This is a genomic window from Bdellovibrionales bacterium, from assembly GCA_019750295.1.
GTDB lineage: Bacteria > Bdellovibrionota > Bdellovibrionia > Bdellovibrionales > JAGQZY01 > JAIEOS01.
The window spans coordinates 26344-42379 of record JAIEOS010000021.1; the positions used below are offsets into that span (position 1 = coordinate 26344).

At 45.8% G+C, this 16036-nt stretch carries 18 protein-coding genes; 2 read left to right on the forward strand and 16 right to left on the reverse strand.

Going from position 1 to position 16036, the window contains the following annotated elements; genetic code table 11:
* Positions 1–194 precede the first annotated feature (194 nt).
* The 4 genes from K2Q26_05955 to K2Q26_05970 form a co-directional block, all read right to left on the reverse strand.
* Positions 195–1010, reverse strand: a complete 816-nt coding sequence (locus K2Q26_05955) for a TIGR02147 family protein (GenBank protein ID MBY0315041.1) — start codon at positions 1008–1010, stop codon at positions 195–197.
* The gene (locus K2Q26_05960) at positions 1010–2167 is read right to left on the reverse strand and encodes a hypothetical protein (protein MBY0315042.1); all 1158 of its coding nucleotides are present in this window, start codon (positions 2165–2167) and stop codon (positions 1010–1012) included. Before K2Q26_05960 ends, K2Q26_05955 begins: the two co-directional genes overlap by 1 nt.
* A 138-nt stretch (positions 2168–2305) precedes the next feature.
* Complete coding sequence (locus K2Q26_05965; protein ID MBY0315043.1) at positions 2306–2830, reverse strand: carboxymuconolactone decarboxylase family protein; 525 nt, start codon at positions 2828–2830, stop codon at positions 2306–2308.
* Between the two features lie 26 nt (positions 2831–2856).
* The gene (locus tag K2Q26_05970; GenBank protein ID MBY0315044.1) at positions 2857–3393 is read right to left on the reverse strand and encodes a peroxiredoxin; all 537 of its coding nucleotides are present in this window, start codon (positions 3391–3393) and stop codon (positions 2857–2859) included.
* Positions 3394–3560: 167 nt separating this feature from the next.
* Here K2Q26_05970 and K2Q26_05975 point away from each other — a divergent pair, with 167 nt between their 5' ends.
* Positions 3561–4511 (forward strand): LysR family transcriptional regulator, encoded by a 951-nt coding sequence (locus K2Q26_05975; protein MBY0315045.1) that lies wholly within the window; start codon positions 3561–3563, stop codon positions 4509–4511.
* Here K2Q26_05975 and K2Q26_05980 read toward each other — a convergent pair.
* The 6 genes from K2Q26_05980 to K2Q26_06005 are packed head-to-tail and all read right to left on the reverse strand — an operon-like array spanning position 4508 to position 10048.
* On the reverse strand, positions 4508–5743 hold the full coding sequence (locus K2Q26_05980; GenBank protein ID MBY0315046.1) for a threonine/serine exporter family protein: 1236 nt from the start codon (positions 5741–5743) through the stop codon (positions 4508–4510). The two genes, K2Q26_05975 and K2Q26_05980, sit on opposite strands and share 4 nt — an antisense overlap.
* Positions 5744–5764: 21 nt before the next feature.
* On the reverse strand, positions 5765–7222 hold the full coding sequence (locus K2Q26_05985) for a PAS domain-containing protein (GenBank protein ID MBY0315047.1): 1458 nt from the start codon (positions 7220–7222) through the stop codon (positions 5765–5767).
* 2 nt (positions 7223–7224) lie between these two features.
* Entirely contained in the window at positions 7225–7911 is a 687-nt protein-coding gene (locus K2Q26_05990; GenBank protein MBY0315048.1) for a response regulator, read from the reverse strand.
* A 23-nt stretch (positions 7912–7934) separates the two neighbouring features.
* Complete coding sequence (gene phoU, locus K2Q26_05995) at positions 7935–8642, reverse strand: phosphate signaling complex protein PhoU (GenBank protein ID MBY0315049.1); 708 nt, start codon at positions 8640–8642, stop codon at positions 7935–7937.
* A complete protein-coding gene (locus tag K2Q26_06000; protein ID MBY0315050.1) occupies positions 8635–9351 on the reverse strand; it encodes an ATP-binding cassette domain-containing protein in 717 nt (238 codons plus the stop codon). The genes phoU and K2Q26_06000 overlap by 8 nt, the downstream gene beginning before the upstream one ends.
* A 10-nt stretch (positions 9352–9361) precedes the next feature.
* A complete protein-coding gene (locus K2Q26_06005; protein MBY0315051.1) occupies positions 9362–10048 on the reverse strand; it encodes a hypothetical protein in 687 nt (228 codons plus the stop codon).
* Between the two features lie 129 nt (positions 10049–10177).
* Between K2Q26_06005 and dinB the strand changes: the two genes are divergently transcribed.
* The gene (gene dinB / locus K2Q26_06010) at positions 10178–11230 is read left to right on the forward strand and encodes a DNA polymerase IV (GenBank protein MBY0315052.1); all 1053 of its coding nucleotides are present in this window, start codon (positions 10178–10180) and stop codon (positions 11228–11230) included.
* On the opposite strand, the gene K2Q26_06015 is transcribed toward dinB, so the two are convergent.
* From K2Q26_06015 to K2Q26_06040, 6 genes are all read right to left on the reverse strand, one after another.
* Positions 11202–12011, reverse strand: coding sequence for a tRNA threonylcarbamoyladenosine dehydratase (locus K2Q26_06015; protein MBY0315053.1), 810 nt, complete (start codon positions 12009–12011; stop codon positions 11202–11204). The two genes, dinB and K2Q26_06015, sit on opposite strands and share 29 nt — an antisense overlap.
* Positions 11998–12738, reverse strand: a complete 741-nt coding sequence (locus K2Q26_06020; GenBank protein MBY0315054.1) for a TatD family hydrolase — start codon at positions 12736–12738, stop codon at positions 11998–12000. Before K2Q26_06020 ends, K2Q26_06015 begins: the two co-directional genes overlap by 14 nt.
* Before the next feature lie 93 nt (positions 12739–12831).
* Positions 12832–12990, reverse strand: coding sequence for a hypothetical protein (locus K2Q26_06025; GenBank protein MBY0315055.1), 159 nt, complete (start codon positions 12988–12990; stop codon positions 12832–12834).
* Between the two features lie 40 nt (positions 12991–13030).
* A complete protein-coding gene (locus K2Q26_06030; protein ID MBY0315056.1) occupies positions 13031–13297 on the reverse strand; it encodes a hypothetical protein in 267 nt (88 codons plus the stop codon).
* A gap of 179 nt (positions 13298–13476) precedes the next feature.
* Positions 13477–13932, reverse strand: a complete 456-nt coding sequence (locus K2Q26_06035) for a hypothetical protein (protein MBY0315057.1) — start codon at positions 13930–13932, stop codon at positions 13477–13479.
* Positions 13933–13941: 9 nt separating this feature from the next.
* A complete protein-coding gene (locus K2Q26_06040) occupies positions 13942–16005 on the reverse strand; it encodes a sodium-translocating pyrophosphatase (GenBank protein ID MBY0315058.1) in 2064 nt (687 codons plus the stop codon).
* Positions 16006–16036 lie beyond the last annotated feature (31 nt).

Below are 16036 nucleotides of genomic sequence, written 5' to 3' on the forward strand. Positions count from 1 at the left end.
AAAAAAAGAGGCTAACTTGCGTTAGCCTCTCAAAAAAGGAGAGTTACGTATGTATAACTCATCCGCAGTTATAAGGCTTCCCGCCGAAAAATAAAGATTTTCTTAACATTTGAGGGATTAAACGTTTGCACATTGCGTACGATAGTCCATTTTTTACTATAGGCTAACCCACTGAAAATCCTAAAAAATAAGCACTATTCGTTTTGGCGGCCGGTGGAGAGTGGAATAAAACTAAGGCCTAACTGGTAGAGTTCATCAGGCTTCTCACGAGCGCCAAACTCTTCGACGAGCTCTTTATTAAAGGCGGCAATCTTTTGCTTGATCAGAGGAATATCTTTTTTACGGCAGGTCAATAATGAGTGGGTGATCTGACGGGACTCTACATCCAAATCATCGGTTCTATACGTAAGGTTATCTTCGATCTTTTTAAGGCAGGCCTTGTGGAAGGAGCGAATTTCGGTGCGAGATATCTTAGAATTAAATTCGATAAACTTGTAGGCCTTCACCCAGTGACCCTTTTCGTTCTTTACCAGATACCCATTCACCTGAAGCTCGGTAAAAGCCGTCTCCACTGTCATAAAATCGAGATTCAGTTGATCTGCGACATATTCTACAGTTCCGTCGTAGTCAGATAGTAGCGTACAATCAAGAATCGGCATATAATGAGAATTGCGAATCAAATTAATTTCGCTCTTCGAGATTGCGCGCCAGTTCCTCTTATCCTCGGTAATGATTTTTTCTTTTTCCAAAGCGGACTTCGCATTGTTTCGCAAGAGACCTTTTTTTGCGAAAAGCTGATTGATTAATCGATCCTTCGAAACATCGTCCACATCTAGGACCTTACAAATCTCATCAACGATGGAAAGTGGCGGAGTTCGATCCCCTTTAAGAATTTGATGAGTATACGATTTACTTAAAGAAAGTTTTTCAGATAAAGATTTAAGAGAAAATCGAGGATTATCTCTTTTTTTAATTTCGTAAAATTTAGAAAGAACTGTGGGTGATCTCATTAGTAATCCCCACACAATTCTTTGAGTTGGGCCTCCGATTCGACATGAGAAAGTCGAAAAGGCAATACTAGTTTTGCTTCGGAGTCTAAGGATTGGGACTTCGATTTTCTCAATGACGTCAAAGTGTCCAAGTTGGGTTCTAGTTTAAGGCAACGGAGATTTGCGGGCTGACCTCTCATTTTTTTAAAAATCGTTTCTTCCGCGTTAGCGTGAAGATAGTTCCCGTTTTTAGAGTTCCACTGCAGAATTGTGTAGTTTTTAGAAAATCGTAGGGCACGCTCAAAACTCGAAGGCGAGATCGAAGTATACACCAGAGACAGCATATTTGTCGTTTTTGAAATAAAATAGCGAGTCTCTGACAACTCGACGAAATTGAGACGTACGCGAAGACTCACAAGATCAATTAAAAAAGCCGTGGTGTCCGTGTTGATGGCAGACGAATTCCTCATGAAATGGGTCATGAAGTGATTCAAAATTTCTCTTTTAAAAAAGATATCGTTGCTGTCTCCGCCATTGCCAACACTACTCCCACCGTCCGGCAGATGAATCTTATTGTTCGCTTCCACCATAGTGACGAAGGGCCTCGCCCCACCCGTATGCCTCACATACTGATTCATCGCATTTAAAAGAAGAGTTTTTAACAGCTTCCTTTTCTCGCGAGCTGCTGCGGGATCTATAATGAATGCGAAGCTCAAATCATGACTCACATTTAAGTAAGCATCAATGAGGAGGGCTAGCTGGTATTCAGCATCATCAATTCCCACATTCATAAAAAACTCATGCAGCGCTATGGGACGAAGAAGCTTATTAATCATTGGATCATACGCATTAATAAAAATAGTTCGGTTCACAGGATCGCTAAAAGCCGAAAAGCGATTTGCAGAATCTGGTTTTGCTATGTACGGAACAGTGACAAAGCGGATTTGGTTAGATCTAACGATGTGTAATAGATCAGGAATAGAAACGCGCTGCCCGCGTCGACTGCCCAGATGAAAAATTTCATCCTGCATGAGAGACTCTAAAGCGTTAGAGATGGATGCGCTAAAATTATGAGGAGTAACAACTCCTTCTCGGGTGGTGGCGCTTGAGGCAGATCCCAAAGTAGTGAACGAAAAAACAACGGTGAACCACATTAGCTGCAGGGCATGTCTCATCATCAATCCTTTCGAGAGCCGCCATTGTATCCATCGCAGACTATGTTTCAACTGTAATGATTTTGACAGTAAAGTAACAATTACAAAAAACCACTCCGGCACCAATGTGCCGGAGAAAGTGCTAAAGTGAATATAAACTCTCTACGCTAGAGAAACTGCAGTTTTCGCAGCGTTGATCACCGACGCGATACGAACCGCGGACTGAATGCCCTCATTACTGACGCCCGCTTTTTTTACTTCTGCCACATGGGAATTAATACACATTCCACAGCCAGAAATCGCCGACACCGCTAAAGACATGAGTTCAAAATCCACTTTATCAATGCCCGGTCGACCGATCACATTCATTCTCAATTTCGCAGGCATTTTTGAAAACTCTTTGTCTTCGGAAAGATGCAGAAAACGATAGTAAATGTTATTCATACCCATAATCGTTGCCGCCGATTTCGCGGCGGTCACGAGCGTAGGATCAACGGTGGAAAAATGCGCCTCAATATTTTGACTCAGTTCTTTATCCAAGACCGCGTAGGCGCAGGCGAGCGCCACGCCTGCTATCTGATTCTCAGTTAAACCCGGCGCTCCCGCTGTCGTGAGAACTGTCTCTAAATTGAGTCGTATATCTTTCCCGTAATCGGGGATTTTATCTATAATTTGATTTAACGACATAAAAGCTCCTTAAAAACTATTCTGAATTAGACCTGAATAGTTTCTTCACCTTTCTGCCAATTGCACGGACACAATTCATCCGTTTGTAAACCATCGAGTACTCGTAGAACTTCTTCAGGGTTACGTCCGACGCTCAAATCCGTCACGTACACAAAACGAATAATTCCATCAGGATCTACGATAAAAGTCGCTCTCTGAGAAACACCTTCGTTATCGTCAATAATCCCTAATGCGGTCGAAAGCTCACGCTTGACGTCCGCTAACATAGGAAATGGGAGGTCCTTAAGATCCGGGTGATTTTGTCTCCATGCCATGTGTACGAACTCCGAGTCGACACTCGCCGCTAGTACCTGAGCATCACGGTCTTTAAACTTTTTATTGAGATCGCCAAATCCTTTGATTTCCGTGGGGCATACAAAGGTAAAATCCTTGGGATAAAAGAATAGGACGAGCCATTGCCCTTTGTACGTGTCCTGAGTGATTTCTGTGAATGCCGTTTTCGGATCTGTGGAAATTGTTGCTTTGACTTTAAAGTTGGGAATTTTTTTTCCAATGCCTAACATGTTTTGCTCCTTCTAAGAACGTTACGTTTGTATCTCTCAAAAAAATGACTTGAGAACATACCCCATAATCGGTAATATAAATAGAAAAGTAAAATTGATTTATATTATCGATCGATTGATATTATAAATCATATAAATGATTCAATAGATTAAACGAGAGGGGCGTCATGACCACCCTAGCACAGATCGAATACGTCTTAGCTGTGGATAAATATCGGCACTTTGGTAAGGCGGCGGAGGCCTGCCGTGTGGCTCAACCCACACTCAGCTTGCAAATTCAAAAGCTCGAGGACGAGCTCGGAATTATTGTTTTCGACCGAGTGCAAAAGCCGATCGTCCCTACACCTGAGGGCGCCATGTTCATAGAGCAGGCCAAGGTGGTTCTTAAAGAGCATCAAAAACTGATTCAAGTGAGTAAGACTCACAAGGGGGAAGTCAGTGGTGAGTTCCACTTAGGTATCATTCCTACGGTCTCAACATATATCATTCCGCTGATCGTCTCGAAAATCGCGGCCAAATATCCTCTTGTTTCGCTTTTTATTGAAGAACTTAAGACTGCGACCATTTTAGAAGATCTTAAAGCTGATCGTATTGACGGAGCTATACTCGCCACTCCGACCCACGTCCAAGGTCTCAAGGAACACCCTCTGTATTACGAGCCCTTTTATCTCTACCTTTCTAAAAACCATCCACTACTTAAGAAAAAAATCATCACCGATAAAGATATTGATCAATCACAGCTATGGATGCTTCAAGATGGAAACTGTTTTAAAGATCAGGTGGCGAATTATTGCTCGCTCCCCGACACCGAAACACCGGTGTTGGCTAATATTCACTTTCAAAGTGGTTCCTTAGAAACTCTAAAGCATGTGGTTCAAAAAAATAGTGGGTACACGATGATTCCCGCGATGATGGCCGATTACTTTTCTTCAGAAGATAAAAAATATATTCGTGAGTTTAAAACACCAAGCCCCACGCGCGAGATCAGCTTTGTTTACCGACGGGATCATTGGAAGATTGATGTGATCGATGCCATCAAAAAAACGGTTCTCGAAGTGGTCCCCAATGAAATGAAAGCGTTCGACAAAAAACAGTATATGCGTCTTGATTTTTGCTAGAAACGTTCGGGATGATAGTCGTCGGTTCCGAGCGAGTTATAGACTCGAAAGGGCATACGTGCCGAGAAGAGCCCAAAGACAATGGCTCCTGCCGTCAAAGCCACTCGATACGCCGGATTGCCCTGAACCATTCCTCCGCTCACGTCATAAAACGTGGAAAGTGCAATGAGCCCCGGAACCAATAAAAGAATTCCTGGCGTTGAAAAAACCTGACTGGGCCAACGATACAATCGTCCCAGAAACAGGCTCGCCATGCCCACGGTCAACGATGCTAAAAAAGACGCGAGCACAAAGATCTGCGGATCAGTAAACTGATCGAGTACGACAACACTCAACAGACCGCAAACGATGGCACCCGGCAAAGCCTTGTAAGGCACATGAAAAAATATGCAAAAGGAGACCGAGAGAAATATCCGTCCCACCATTGTAAAGAATGGGCTTTCTAATAGAGGAAATGTTGGCGGAACCATGGGCTGCACTGTCTTGGCAACATTGAGCAGAGTGATGAGATTATCCACGATGACGTAAGAAACTCCCATAGCGACGATGATGAGCACCGCCTTCACCAGCTTTACCGTCCCCGAAACAAAGTTGTGCTCGGCCAACTCACTGATCGCTGAAGTCAGCGTGAGTCCAGGAACAATCAACACCAGACTTCCAATCACCAGCATCGGAGCGGGAATGGAAAAGAGAGTTCCCAAGACAATGGCCAAAAAAAAGGAAAGCAGGCAGCCCACAAAGTCCGTGAAGACACCGCTAAACTTTAAATGGCCTGCAAGTGGCCGACTGATCAGATAAACCATGGCCGTGATTATCCCCGAAATAATTCCCGCACTAAAGACTCCATAACGGAGAAAACTCGCAAAAAAGCCAATCAGCCAAGAAGACAGTGCTACCAGCCAAAATTTATATTTTTGCGAGGTAAAATTATTGAGTTGCTCTTTCACCAATGGCAAATTGGATTTGCTTTCACTCAGCAAACGTAAAAGTTTATCGAAGAACAGCATGTCCGTAAAATTTGTCTCGTTGTCTTTAATGCGCTCAAGAGCGGTAACCACATGATCATCTTTTTTCGCAGAGATAAAAAGCGCTGTCGGTGTGGCGTAGGATTCGGTTAAAAAACCATGGGTGAGACCCGCTTGAGATAGCTTTTCTTCCAAACGCGCCGTCGGTCCATTAGAGGCCATGTAGCCGCGCCCACACTGCCCACTCACTTTTAAAAAATCGTTCATCTCAGGAGTCATAGGATCATTTTATACATTTTTAGGAAAATAGCATGTAAAGACAGTGCCACGTCCTGGCAAACTGTCCACCTCCACACGACCGCGATGGCGGAGCATGCAGTTGCGAACAATCGAAAGTCCTAAGCCTGTCCCTAGCACACCACTCTTCACTTTTCCATTTTGGACACGATAGAAGCGCTCAAACACGCGGCTTAAATGTTCCTCACTAATCCCAGGACCACTATCAGAAACCGTCAGCGTATTAAACTCCCCACGGGTTTCCCAAGTGACCTTTACTAGAGCATTTTCGTCGGCGTATTTAGCCGCATTTTCGAGCAAGTTAGATAACACCTGACTCAGCATAATTCGATTGGCTCGAAGGGAAACAATCTTACAACTCACTTCGACTTTTTGTTTTTTGTTTTCAAAAAGAGTTCGGATCTCTCTCACCGCTTCGTCGGTAAAAGGCTCAAGCTCGATATCTTCTTTGGTGGTCTCGCCGGAGGAGTCCAGACGAGAGAGGTCGAGCAGATCCTTCACCAAATTATCTAGACGTCCAATATTCCGATGAATCACCTTGAGCTTTTCTTGAGCGGCCGCGATATTCTGATCCTCGAGATCTTTCTCCAAAGCTTCGGAATATCCCTTGATGGAGGTGATCGGAGTTTTTAGCTCGTGAGAGGCGTTGGCCACAAAGTCGATTCGAACCTCTTCGACCTTTTTGAGTTCGGTGACGTCATGAAAGACGGCAATCACTCCGTCATTGAGTTGCTTGTCACTGCGGACCGGTGTGACGATCACATCGTAGATGTGATTTTCTTTTGTCTTATGAGGGCGCATCTGAATTTGCATGCGCTTGGGCTGGCCACTTTCGGCGACCTCTTCCACAGCTAACGTCAACTTTGGCGCACGAAATACTTCATCAAGAAATGCTGGGGGCGACAAAGGATCAAACTCTTTGCCTAAAATCAAAGCCATCTGGCCATTAAAAAACTGTACCTTCTTCAAAGGATCAATGGCAATAATCCCGTCGGAAACGGCTCCCGCCAGAGATTCAATCTCAATCTGGCGTCGTTTACTCTCCTGCTTGTACTTAGTCAGCTCACGATTAATTTTATTGAGAGTGAGCTCAAGCTCGTACCACTCTCCAATATCGCGAGTGGCGTGAAACTCCTCATCCCACTCTTTCTTGTAAGTCCCACGTTTGATTTTGCGAGCTTTCACCAGCAATCGACCCAAGGGGTAAAAGTAAAGGTAGGCCACAAGAAGCGTGTAGATAAATCCGATCAGAAGTAAAAACCAACCCAGATTTAAAACAAAAGCATCAAGCTCCGTGGATAGCTTTAAAAATTGAGGTTCGCCCGTAAACTTAGCTCCCACAAAATGGCGGATGGACAATACGACAATGGCCACGCCACAAAACAAATAGAACGATTGATTCAATATAAATCGTCGAGCCGCTTTAATGGGGAAAAACTTAAGATTCAAGTCTAGGCCTCTTCTTTAATGCGATATCCTACGCCACGAATCGTCTCGATGAGGTCGCCACTCACGCCCAGTTTTTTTCGAAGACCAAAGATGTGGGTATCCACCGTACGTCCGATAACACTCACTCCCTCACCCTGCACTTCGTTGATCAAACGTTCGCGAGTCATAACGCGCCCCTTGCTCGACATCATCGTCGCCAGAAGCTTAAATTCAGACGGTGTCAATTCAATGAGTTCGTCATGGATCATCACCTGATAGGTTTTTAGCGACAGGCGAATGGGACCTAGCGTGAGATCTTCCGCCTCAATCTCTTTCGACTCTACAAACTGCTCTCGCTGGGAACGTCTCAGTAAAGCAGAGACTCTCGCCCAAAGAACGTTATTCTCAAAAGGTTTAACAATGTAATCGTCGGCACCCGCCTCAAGCCCTTCGACAATATTCTCCGGCTCTCCCTTTGCGGTGAGCATAAGAATACCTAGGGCTTTCGCATTCTCCATGCCGCGAGCCACTTTGGCCACCTGAACACCCGAAACTCCCGGAAGCATCCAATCGAGGAGAAGCAAATCAAATTTTTTGTCCTTAATTGCTAAGAGGCCATCTTCACCACTCGCAACACAGGTCACATCGTAGCCCCGTCCGTTGAGATTGAACCGGAGAAGCTCGCGAATATCATCTTCGTCTTCGACAATTAGAATCTTACCCTTTGATGGAATCATTTTCTCTCCCCTTTGTTGACATCATTCTTGCTTATATCGGGGTGCCTAATGTCGGACCCCGTTAGATAAAAAATAATTTCTTCTGCAATGTTGGTGGCATGATCCGCTAAACGCTCTAGATTCCTCACCACGGAAAGTAGAGACATGATGGACTTAAGATCCATTCCGGTCTCTTTAATCTTTTCCCGCAATTGGGTGCTCATCTGGTTACGAAAGGTGTCCACCGTATCATCCAGTTTTAGGATCTCTTCGGCCTTCTTTAAATCACGATCCATAAAGGCATCAAACGAGTCCCGCACCATACGCATCACCGTGGTGGCCATTTGCTTGATACTCTGAACAATGATATCGGGCTGAGCTTCGAGATAGTCTTTAATCGCATAGGAATTACTGCAAGCCAAATCCCCCATCCGCTCTAGATCCACATTCATTTTAATGATCGCGAGAATGAGTCGGAGATCGGTGGTCACCGGCGACTGACATGCTAAAATTTTAAAACATTTCTCATCAATTTTTTTGTGGAGAGAATTCACTTCGAATTCAATATCCGCAATCTTTGCCAATTGAAGGGGATCTCTTAACACTAACGCCTTCATGGAGAAATCGACCATTTCTTCGATGTAGCCCGCCATCGTTAACACTAAAGCTCGGAGCTCGTGAAGCTTTTGATCCAGTTTTGGATTTATATTGAGCTCGTTAAACATAAAATCTCCGGCTGAGAAAATTTTCGGTCTCGGAGCTCACCGGCGTCGTAAATAACACCTCGGTCGATCCATACTCGACCATTCCACCACTTTTCAAAAATAAAAGTGTATCAGCCACACGACCCGCCTGCTCGAGATCATGAGTCACCCAGATCACTGCCAACTGCTTTTTAAGTCCGTCAATCATCTTTTCAAACGCACTCGTCTCCACGGGATCTAATGACTTGGTGGGATTTTCAAGAAGTAAAATTCGGGGACGAAAAATGAGTGTCCGCGCCAGATTGAGCCGACGCTTTTCGAAATCTGATAACGTCGATGTGAGGTGATGAAGTCTGGGCTTCATTTCGCTCCACATCTCTACCGCGCGCAAGGAGGCCTCGACCGCCTCCGCTAAATGGGTTTGCGACTGAATACCTACAAAATTGAGGACCAGCGACAAGTTTTGAAATACAGTGAGTTCGTCTATACAGTTGAGTGAGTCGGAAACATAACCCAATTTAGCGCTTCCCGCGAGCACAACCTCACCCTCAATTTTATGGCGCTGAAGATCGCCCAGAAGAGCTCTTAAAAGTAAATCCTGACCCGCATTGTTTGGTCCAATCACGCACATGATTTCGGAATCATACAGATCAAAAGTCACATTTCTTAAAAGTGGAAAAAGACCTTTAGAGATTTTTAACTGAGAGACCGCTAAAAGTTTTTCTTTCATGCTCATACCCTTAGGCCGCCGTATCCGGGCGGTAAGCTAACAAGTGAATGCTGATAATCAAACTCAGAAATAAAATAAACGCGTCTAAAGAAAGGCCCGCATTCACTAATCGAGGAACAATGATTTTAAAGTCCGAGGCGACAAAGATAAAAGTCAGAGGAAGTAAGACCTTCTTCAGTGCGAGAAAGAAATACGCATTAAAAGCGTTAAAATAAAAAGGTAGCAAAACGTAGACCGACTTTAAAAAGCCGATTTTGTGAAGTCGAGCAAAAACATGCATATTTTTGATCGGACCATGGATCACTTTAAGCCAGTAATCGACAGTGGCGATCACCATCGCCATCGCCAACCAAAACACCCACTCCCCTAAAGTCAAAGTGCGATAAAAAATGGCGATCGAAAAAATAAAAACATCCACAAAAGCAAAAAAACTCAGCCGACGAAAGAAAGATTGCAGGATCGGCGTGACGCTTTCGGAGACAAAAACGTAAAAAATAGACATGAGACTTAAACTTACGAATTGAGTGACTGCGGTCGCGAGGATAATGATCAAACAGCCCCGCAAAATTGTTCTTACAAAATACTCATCGGTCGGGTTTCGAAAGTCTGCCAAAAACATAACTGCCAAAATCGTAAAGAACGTTAGTATAGGGACCAGGGATAATACTGCGGAGAACTTCTTAATCACTTTAGACACAACATCCCTTGGGCCCGTATAAGATAGCACCAAAACTGAAAGTTATTGTTTGAATTGGGTTAAGATGCATTGAATCCTTAGATACCATCCCACCCCTCGATGGTGTAGTCTATTCTAGTTATGACTCCAGTGAAAAAGATCATTCATATCGATATGGATTGCTTCTTTGCCGCGGTCGAAGTGAGGGACAACCCTCAACTGGCGACTCAGCCGGTAGCGGTCGGCGGGAGCTCCGACCGACGAGGGGTCATTGCCACGGCGAATTATAATGCCCGTAAATTTGGAGTCCGGTCGGCCATGCCGACCAAAAGAGCCCTTCATCTTTGCCCCCATCTCGTCGTGGTCCCTTCCAATTTCGCCAAATACAAAGTGGAAAGCCGTAAAGTCCGCGAAATCTTTTCGCGCTATACGGATCTCGTCGAGGCCGTCTCCCTGGACGAGGCTTATCTCGATGTGACAGACAGTCCCTTCCACAATGGAATTGCCACTTTGATTGCCAAGGAAATTCGCCAGAAGATCTGGGAAGAAACTCAACTGACCGCTTCGGCGGGAATTGCACCGAATAAATTTTTAGCAAAGATTGCGAGCGAGTGGCGCAAACCCAACGGCCAATACACCGTGGCCCCGGAAATGATCGCGGAGTTTATCAAATCCCTGCCTGTTCAAAAAATTCACGGAGTCGGCAAGGTGACAGCTCATAAACTGAACTCCTTGGGCATCCACACCTGCGAAGACATCCAGAACTACGACACTCTCGCGCTCATTCGACACTTTGGGAAATGGGGCCCCGTTTTAAAAAATTTAAGTCACGGCATCGATCACCGCCAAGTGCGCACCGATCGCGTGCGGAAATCTCTCGCCGCCGAAATCACGTTTTCGAAAGATTTGACCACCGAGGACGATATTCGGGACGGCTTTAAAAAAGTATACTCGCGATTTGTCGAACGTTTAGATGCTAGTCGCACCCCCGACGCGGCGATTAGAAATTACTCCATCAAAATCAAATATTTTGATTTTGATTTAAAGACGAGCGACCGTAGAATTCTTGGAAGAAAACCCACCGAAAAACAATTCATCGAACTTCTTCTCTCACTTTGGAAATCCAACCCACTCCCCTTGCGCCTCATTGGTGTCGGTGTTGGTCTGGGGGAAGTCACTCCGCAGATGTCTTTGCTTGAGTGAGTTGATGGATCACGTAAGACGCTCCGAAAAAGCCAAAGGTGGCACTGATATGAGCCGCAGTGCCGAAGCCCGTCTCGCAATCCAGAGGTTTTAAAAACGAATCGGGTTTATCTTCGGTCACGCAACCATCGTCCTGCATGTACACGGGTTTCTCGTCGGAGTAGACGCACGGAATTTTAAACTTTTTGTCCCCTTTTTTAGGGAAATTAAAATGCTGTCGCAAGTTTCTGCGAACGTATTTTAAGAGAGCGTCATCACGACTTTGAGAAAGATCGGCGATTTTAATCTTTGAAGGGTCTTTGCGACCACCCGCTCCCCCCATTGTGATCACAGGAATTTTTCGGGAATGGCAAAGTGATAAAAGTAGACATTTGGCTTTAATGCTATCGATCGCATCAACGACGTAGTCGAATTTTTCCGATAAAATCTGCTCCGCCGTATCGTCACCAAACATTTCGGCATGAATAGTCACCTTGCACTCTTCGTTGATCTTTAAAATTCGCTCGCGCATGACTTCCACTTTAAATTTTCCGACATTGCCATTGAGCGAATGAATTTGACGGTTAAAGTTGCTCACGCAAATATCGTCATGATCCACTAAGGTCATTTGACCAACACCTGAACGCGCCAGGGACTCCACGACCCATGAGCCCACCCCACCAATTCCCACCACCAGAACGTGCGAGGACTGTAGGGCTTTAAGCCCCTCTTTGCCGTAAAGACGAGCGATTCCAAAAAATCGATCTGAATAGGAGGAACTAAACGTGTTATCCAATGTCAAAAACCTCGTGAGCCGTGCGACTTGTGACTTCAAAAACTTTTTCTACAGGAATAGAGCGGATCTCTGCTACTGTTTCTGCGACTTTTTGTAATATTTTATCAGGATATTCATTGTCTTCGAAGGTGGAATCACTTTCGATAAGAATTGCTTCCAGGGGGAGCTTTTTAACCGCTTCCTTAAGACCATGATATCCTGAATGATAAACCCCTCGCCCTACAGAGATCTTGTAACCCAGTTGAACATACCTTTCCGCAACTTCGAAAGATCCCGAAAAGCCATGAGCGATCCCGGTGAAATTTTCTCGTGTTAAGAGATCAAGGAGAGGACCGTGAGCTTTTACACAATGGAGTACAAGTGGTTTGTTCCACTGGCGATTCAGCTCCAAATGCCGAAGAAAAATCTCCTCCTGCAGATGCGCTTTTTCTTTTTGAGGATCTCGAAAAAAATCGAGTCCTGTCTCTCCGCAGGCTTGCGCGTGAATAAGATTTTGCTCAAGCCAGCGCATCTGCTCCTCGATTTCATCTTTCGTCATTTCGAGAACTCGCCACGGGTGAAGACCGAAGCAGCTAACAACCGATTGAGGATGGCTTTTCTTGATCTCCATCTGTCGAATCCAATCGGGCTGATCATAACCCGCCATAATCGATTTTTTCCCTGTGGAAACAAGAAACGACTCGGCCTCGGCCTTCGGGAACATCGAAACATGAACATGCGCATCGACTCTCATAGAATGTCCTTATCAAGGATTAAGAATAAAAAAAAGGGTGCTTTAAACACCCTTTTTCAAACAAACTTTAGATATTAAATCTAGTTGCTTTAATTACTCTGCAGGAGCTGGCTCAGCTGGAGCTGGTTCAGCAGGTGCAGGAGCAGTTTGCTCCGTCGTAGTTTCTGTAGTTGTCGTTGTCTCTTCTTTTTTAGAGAATAAGCAAGCTGATACACAGATAGCTGCTACGATAGCGATAATAATATTTTTCATGATGTCTCCTCCGTTGTAAGAATAGCCTACAACAGTTTAATTACTTAGTCATTTCGTGATGAGCGTCTTTAGCGTCTTTTTTTACTGATTCTGTCGTTGTTTTAGCTTCAGTCTTAGCTTTATGAGCCATTCCTTTAGCGTTGTTCATAGCTTCTTTGCCAGTCTCTTTAGTTTTAGTCACAGTTTTTTCAGTTGTTGTTGCTGCTGTGTCTGCTTTATGAGCAGCACCAGTTGCTGTTGTATGATGATCAGCAGAGCTGATAAGTGGCATAACGGCTACGATAGCTGCGATAAGAATTGCTTTCATATTATTCTCCCTTGAGGCCCCAGTGGGGCTTTATTTTATGAGGCTGGAACTCAACCTACACCTCGTGATTAAAAAGGTGTTTTGAAAAAGTGTCACCAGATTCCTGAGAGGTTGACAGAATGCAGTGACAGTGTGGTTTTGACTCCACATCTGTCTCTAGAAAAGTACCACTTTGGAACTTATTGCGGAGCGGGAGCGGGAGGAGTTGGGGTTGGAGCTGGATTTAACTCGGGCTTGGCGAACTCGGTACCACATTCTTTCTGAAGAAGTAAGCGAGCGTTAAAGAACGTCCCGCTCTTATCCAGATTCCAAAATGGATATGGGAAGATTTTCGCTTCCACACAAATTCCTTTTTGCACGACGGCCCACTGACGATCCGTGCTTGTGGCCGTGTGGATGACTCCCGCCTTATCCTTGATGGACACCGTGAAAGAGTAAAGAATATTGTTGTCGGCCGTTTGCACCTGGGTGCCGACGATCATCATCGGCTGGGTCACGCGTTCGATCCCGAACACCTGACCATCAATCGTTTTTGCAAAAATATAGCTGTAATAATTAATGAGAATAAACCCAATCAGTGCCACCACAGCGAGGGAAACAAATGAGTAGAATATGCTTTTGAGTCTGTTTCTCATATAAATCTCCTAGCCACCAATGGTAGCGATAAGTTGAGCGATCAACAGGGAGACAACGGACATCACCTTAATTAAAATCGCGACACCTGGGCCAGACGTATCTTTGAACGGATCGCCGATGGTGTCACCAACAACTGCGGCTTTGTGAACATCAGAGCCTTTAGCATGCCCTGGCATTCCGCCCTTTTCGATAAACTTCTTCGCGTTATCCCAAGCACCACCCGCATTCGCCATAAAGAGCGCCATGGTGGCTCCCACCGCAAGGGCTCCCGCCAATGTTCCCGCGAGGGCTTGTGGTCCTAAAAGGTAACCCACACCCACCGGAGCAAGAACGGCAATCAGCCCTGGAACGATCATTTCGTACAGTGCTGCTTTGGTCGCAATATCCACAATCTTCTTAGGCTCAGGCTCAGCTTTTCCTTGAAGGAGTCCTGGTATCTCTTTGAATTGACGAGCGATTTCTTCAACGATCGCCCCTGCGGCTTTACCCACAGCTGTCATCGTTGTTGAACCAACGAGGAAAGGAAGGATCGAGCCCAAAAGAATCCCGATCAACACACCCGAAGACGTAAGATCGAGCGACATCGCCGCAAGGCCTTTACTAATCCGCACGTGATTCACTTCCATATTGAAGGCTGAGAACAGCGCCACCACGGTCAGAATCGCCGAACCAATGGCGAAGCCTTTTCCGATGGCTGCTGTGGTGTTTCCAACCGCATCGAGCTCATCAGTGATGTCGCGCACGTTTTTACCGAGACCGCTCATTTCAGAAATACCGCCGGCGTTATCCGCAATCGGGCCGTAAGCATCGACGGTCATGACCACCGCGGTCCCCGCGAGCATACCCACCGCAGAGAGAGCGATTCCATAGAGACCCAAAGCTTGATCCGCCACATAAGCCGCAATCGCCACAACTAATGTTGGAATCGCTACGGACTCCATACCCACCGCAAGACCACGAATCACACCGGTCGCTGGCCCCGTTAAATTGGCCTGAGCCACCAAACGAATCGGACGAGCAGCCGTGTAGTACTCAGTCACTAGCCCGATGAGAGCTCCACCAAATGCGCCCGCGGCAAGTGCGACGGTCACAGATTGTGAAATTCCAAAGAGGGGCAAAATCACTGCGCAGGCCGCCGTTAAAAGAATGGGGGGCACAATCAAGCTTGTTCTTAAAACCACAGCAGGTCGTGCCGAAGAGAACATCCGAGCCGCAAAAATCACGATAATAGAAATCGCTAAACCCAGAGCTGATAATAAAAGAGGAAGCAAAATACTAGTAAAACGGATATCGACGCTGGTGTTTTCAACAAGAGCCGATAGTTTCTCTGTAGGGATTGTAAGAGCGATCGCCATTGCTGCAACAATCGCAGCCACCATGGACTCATAAATGTCTGCGCCCATTCCCGCAACGTCTCCGACGTTATCGCCGACGTTATCTGCGATCACACCTGGATTTCGAGGATCGTCTTCGGGAATTCCTTCGATCACTTTACCTGCGATATCCGCTCCGACATCGGCCGCTTTCGTATAAATACCGCCGCCGATCCGTGCGAAAAGCGCGATGGAACTGGCACCGACCGCAAAGGAGTGAAGCGCCGTGGGCAAAATTTCATCGCCACGGAATTGCAAATACAAAGCCCCTAAACCTAAAAGTCCAAGACCTGCCACCGCAAGACCCATAACTCCGCCGCCGTCGAGGGCCACTAACAGGGCTGCGCCTTTAGAACCCGTAGACGCCGCTTGAGTTGTGCGAACGTTGGCATACGTTGCGGCTTTCATTCCAAAGAATCCGGCCAACAAACTTAAGAAAGCTCCCAAAACAAAACACGCCGAGGCGATCCAACCGAGCGTCAATCCCAGGGCTACACCGACAACTACGGAGTACACTGCAAGAACTTTGTACTCCCGCACGAGGAAAGCCATAGCTCCTTCGCGAATGTAAGATGCGATACGATTCATTGTTTCGTTACCCGCCGGCTGCTTGATCACGCGAACATAGAGCACTAACGCAAGAACGAGACCGATGGCCCCAGCAACGAGGGGGGATAAGACGAGGCTTTCCAACGTCATAAAGACAACTCCTTGAACAGTTTATTAAAAG